Annotated in this window: 5 protein-coding genes; 2 read left to right on the top strand and 3 right to left on the bottom strand. The window is 65.4% G+C overall.

Annotation, left to right across the window (positions count from 1 at the left end):
* Window positions 1-600: 600 nt before the first annotated feature.
* Window positions 601-1,839: a 4-hydroxybenzoate 3-monooxygenase gene (locus MJ783_RS18880; RefSeq protein ID WP_239312167.1), complete on the top strand. Its 1,239-nt coding sequence runs from the start codon at window positions 601-603 to the stop codon at window positions 1,837-1,839.
* A gap of 303 nt (window positions 1,840-2,142) precedes the next feature.
* Here the strand turns inward: MJ783_RS18880 and MJ783_RS18875 are convergent, their stop codons facing one another.
* The 3 genes from MJ783_RS18875 to MJ783_RS18865 form a co-directional block, all read right to left on the bottom strand.
* Complete coding sequence (locus tag MJ783_RS18875) at window positions 2,143-2,283, bottom strand: hypothetical protein (RefSeq protein WP_239312165.1); 141 nt, start codon at window positions 2,281-2,283, stop codon at window positions 2,143-2,145.
* A gap of 592 nt (window positions 2,284-2,875) precedes the next feature.
* A complete protein-coding gene (locus MJ783_RS18870) occupies window positions 2,876-3,274 on the bottom strand; it encodes a type II toxin-antitoxin system VapC family toxin (protein WP_239312163.1) in 399 nt (132 codons plus the stop codon).
* Window positions 3,259-3,516 (bottom strand): type II toxin-antitoxin system Phd/YefM family antitoxin, encoded by a 258-nt coding sequence (locus MJ783_RS18865; RefSeq protein ID WP_239312162.1) that lies wholly within the window; start codon window positions 3,514-3,516, stop codon window positions 3,259-3,261. Before MJ783_RS18865 ends, MJ783_RS18870 begins: the two co-directional genes overlap by 16 nt.
* Window positions 3,517-4,136: 620 nt before the next feature.
* Here MJ783_RS18865 and MJ783_RS18860 point away from each other — a divergent pair.
* Window positions 4,137-4,443 (top strand): DUF2034 domain-containing protein (locus MJ783_RS18860; RefSeq protein ID WP_239312160.1); only part of this gene is annotated, 307 nt, incomplete at its 3' end.

Raw genomic sequence — 4,443 nt, 5'->3', positions numbered from 1 at the left:
TGGCACTGGAACGGTTCTTCGTCTGGCTACCCGATCCCGGGGACACCGCCGGCAGCCGAGACCCCGACGGGCCCGCGCCCTAACCCCGTTCGACAGCCGACACGAACCCGACCGGCAACGCCGGCCGGGTGCTCGGTGTGTCCTCCCACGGCATCACCGAATACTTACATTACGGGACTTGGGTGGACGCATCCGCGCAGGTCGCGGGCCTGCCGTGGTCCAACTGCTAAGATTCTCTTCAGTATGCGACGAGCGAAAGGATGATTCAGATAACCAGGGAGCCTCTTGCCTTCCAGTGGACCCGGAACCGGAGCCCGGCCGATACTACATCCGTGCAAGAGTTCATGTTATGACATCGGATCTCTAGTTACGATTGATCTGTCCGTCCATTACATGGTGCGGATGAGCAGCGCCTGCGCACAGCTATTCAGCTGAGGGCGCGGGCGTCACCAGGGGCAACATGGGGCGGGTAGCAGTGTTGACGGGGCAGACCTCCGCTCCGGTGAACAACGGGTATCGGAACGGGTAATTCACCCCAGGCGTCCGCACCGACCGCTATGACCATGGTCACCCGAAGGCGGGCGACACAAGTGGTGAGAGGTGAGCAAGAAGATGGTATTGCCATGGTTACAATCAGGCCCCGGCGCCGACCACGGTCCGCGGGGCGAGTCGTTCGAGGTCGCGGTGATCGGGGCGGGCGTGGCCGGACTGATCGCGGCCACGATCCTCAAAAGGGCCGGCATCGACACCGTCGTCCTTGAACGGAGGACCCAGGAGGAAATCCATAGCCTTGTGCGGGCCGGCGCTTACGGCCCAGGCCAAGTGGCCATTCTTGAACGCCACGGCCTCGCCGACAAGATGCGTTCGGCCGGCAAGGTGGCGGGCATGTGTGAGTTCCGCCACCGCAGGCAACGTTTTGTTGTCGACTGCGAGGCGCTGACCGGCCACGGGCTCACTATCTATCCCCAGCATCTGCTGGTAGGCGATCTGCTCGCCGCCTATCTAGATACCGGCGGCGCGATCGAGTTCGCGGTGTCGGACGTGCGGATCGAGGATCTCAACAGCGACCGGCCGGCGGTGCGTTTCGTGGCGGCCGACTCCACGGAACGCCGACTGCGCTGCCATTACATTGCCGGCTGCGACGGCCACCAGGGAGTCAGCCGTGGTTTCATCCCGCCCGGCGCGATCCGGTCTATCGAACGGACGGGCGGACGGTGGGCGTGGATAGCGGCTCTTGTGGGAGCCGGCCCTTCTGTTCGCCGCACCGTCTATTCTGTCAGCACCGCCGGCTTCGCCGGCCAGATGCTACGCGACGAGAAGATGACCCGTTATTACCTGCAGGTGGAATCGAATACCAATCCAGAGCACTGGCCGGAAGACCGGATCTGGACGGAACTGCATACCCGACTCGCCGTTGACGAGGATTGGACGCTCATCGAGGGAGCCTTGCTAGAGCCCGTAGCCGTGGTATCCATGGACACGGTGTTCTACGATCCGATCAAATTTGGCCGCCTGTTGTTGGCCGGGGACGCGGCCAGGCGGATACCGCCGACCGCGGCCAAGGGCGCAAGCCTGGCCATCGCCGACGCCGAGGACCTCGCTCACGCGGTAACAAGATCACTAAGGTATGGCGACGACGCACCGCTGGCAGCCTATTCCGATACCTGCTTACGGCGCTCCTGGATAGCGCAGGATGCGTCCACGCGGCTGTCGGAGCTCATCCATGTCGAGCTCGACAATCGATTTTCCCGCGAGCTACAAGATGCCCGGCTCGACCGGCTGCGGACATCGCCGGTGTGCGCAGCGGAATTCGCCGACCTCTATCTTTCACCTCGCTAACCTCGAAAATTCACGTCGCGATCGTTAACGGTTCGAATCTTGCAGCTGGGCACTGTTGATGTTTGTTCTGGGCTTCGGGCACGAAGGCGGCCCGGGTGTCGCCCTGGTCGGCGCCGACTCCACGGGCCGGACAGGTCCCGCTCGTATCGTCGGGTCGGCGGGGCGAATATCAGGTGGGTGCGGGCAACGCGAGGACCCGCGTGAAAGCAGCGCGCAGCGCATCCACCACGGCCAGTTCTCCGGTAGTCGCAGCCGGTGTTTACGCTGGCCGCGGATAATCCGCCCGGCCGTGTGCAAGAGCCGTTAGCGAACCGTTTTCGGCTCGGTTTTCGCCAGCTCGCCGCCCAGAGCGAGTAACGCCAACCAGGCCAGCAGGTCACAGGCGAGCGCGACCGCGACCGCGACACACCAGGCAGAATTCATCGCGAACGACTTCGAGGGCATCCGCCGCAATCCGGTGGCCTTCCCGCAACGGATCCTCGACTCAAGGAGCAAGCCGCACTGCACGCATAAATTTCTCGGGAGCGGAGGGAATGAACGCTCCCACGATCATGGTCGACGCTCTGTTGGCGCTGGTAGCGGCCGTCCAGCGGCTGCGGAACCCGCAGATCGACGAAGAAAGCAACGAAGGAGAGGGAGGTTTGCTGGAGGGTGGTTTCAACCAGTCAGGGCACCACCCGGGCGTCCGCCTCATGCCAGAACCCCGTAGGTCCCAGCACGATGCGGGGTGCTGCGCTGACCGCTGGAGACCGCCCTTCGAAGGTTCTCCTCGCCGTCGCACCCCTCGTCCGACCTGCGCGGACGAGGAGCAACTGTGCTCCAACAGGAGGACCGCCCCAAGCCCGACACGCACCCCGTCCCCCCGGGGAATTACGTGATCGTCCACACACAGCGACGGGTCCGCCGACGGGCAGGAGCTCACGGGCGACGTCAAGTAGCGCACGTCGCTAAGAGCGCCCGGTACTCGGCGATGGTCGACGCCTCGATCTTCAGTATCCCACCCCCCTTTCGGTGACAGAAACCGTCTGAACGGTACCTACGGTTCGACTGCCAGGACGTCCGAAAGATCGGCGAAGCGTGCCTTGGCGTCGCGGCTGACGATGGTTCGACCGGTCTCGGCCGCGTGAGCCGCGATGATCAGATCGTGGGCGCCGCGAGGCCGTCCGATCTGCCGCGCGGCCGCGATGAGGCGAGCATGGTGAACAGCCGTCCTCTCGGTGTAGTCCAGCACGTCCAGCACGGACATCATGGCGGACAGTGATCTTGCGCGGTCCGCGGCTCTGGCGGCGGTGTCGGCCAGCTCGATCCCGACGCGGTACTCGGCGACCGACACGGCCGCAATCGCAAGCTCGTCGTCGTCCAGGCTGGCCCGGTCGATGGCTCCCCGTTCGTAGGCGATCAGGATGTTGGTGTCGAGTATCAGGCGGCGGCCCACGGATCATCCTCGTTCGCCGTCACATGGCCGAGCGCCTCGGCGACGTTCTTCTCGAAGGCGTCATCCGGCGGCGTCGTTCCGGCGAGCGCGGCCCGAAGATCGGCGCCAGTCCGTCGACGTGCTGGCCCGATCTCCGCGACCGGATGACTGCCTCGCGTAATGGTTACGGTTTCGCCGGCCTCGATGGCGTCAAGCAGGTCCGAGAACCTCCGAGATGCCTCGGTCGCCGTCATGGTTCGCATGCCGTCATGCTATCTGATTATCAGATTCGAGACTGCCGTAGCCTGGCGGCTCGACGTGGCGGCCACCGCGACGGTGTTCGTCCGGTACGTCGACGAGACCGCGTTCGCAGCGAGCGACCTGATCCAAGCGCCGCGCATTTCGATGTCCGCCTCGGCCTCGGATTCGGGTACCGGCGAGACCGGAGGGCGCCGTCGCTCCAGCGACTGCAGCCGGGTCTGCATCTCCGCTACCCGGCAGACATGCACGACACCGGCCGGGGAGTTCATCGGGTTCGCGGCACCCGTGGCGGGCTGTCGCGTCTCGACGCCAGACTCCTCGACGTGTCGTCGCCACTCCGCACGGAGCCGCCGACGAGCTGCTGATGACCCGTTGCCACGCGCCGCCGCATCGTTCGCGTGACGAGAAGTCCCTGCGATCTCGGTGATATGCCGCTTTGCGACGCACTGTATGTCAATAGTTGACGTGTGGTCAGTCGTGCTTCTGGTCGTCGGGGTTCGTCGGCGGGTCGGCGGCGGGTCGGCGGCGTCCGAGCGCTCGCCGTGTTGGTTCATCTCGGGGCCGCCGGGTGCGGGGGCGTCCGGCGGGCTCTTCGGCGAATGAGCGGTGGTTCTCCTGGCTGGTGGGGGTGGGGATCGGCGGCCTGCTTCTCGTCACTCTCGTCCAAGGGCTCGTGGATGCGTGGGGCTGGTGGGCGCTGCCGGTTGGGATCCTTGTAGCGCTCGCAACAAGCTGGTCGCTACTCGCGGTGCGCGCTCGCAGGATTCGTGAGAGCGGGCGCAGGGCAGCTGTGGCTGCCGTCGACGCACTGAGCCCGACCGAGTTCGAGCATCACGTCGCGGATCTGCTGAGACGTGACGGCTGCCTGAGGGTTCGGGTGGTCGGAGGTCGTGGGGACGGGGGCGTGGACGTCCTCGCTTACACCCCCC

Source organism: Protofrankia sp. Cj3, from assembly GCF_917627355.1.
Classification (GTDB): domain Bacteria; phylum Actinomycetota; class Actinomycetes; order Frankiales; family Frankiaceae; genus Protofrankia.
The sequence above is the reverse complement of the archived record's forward strand: the minus strand, read 5'-3'. Positions and strand labels throughout refer to the sequence as shown.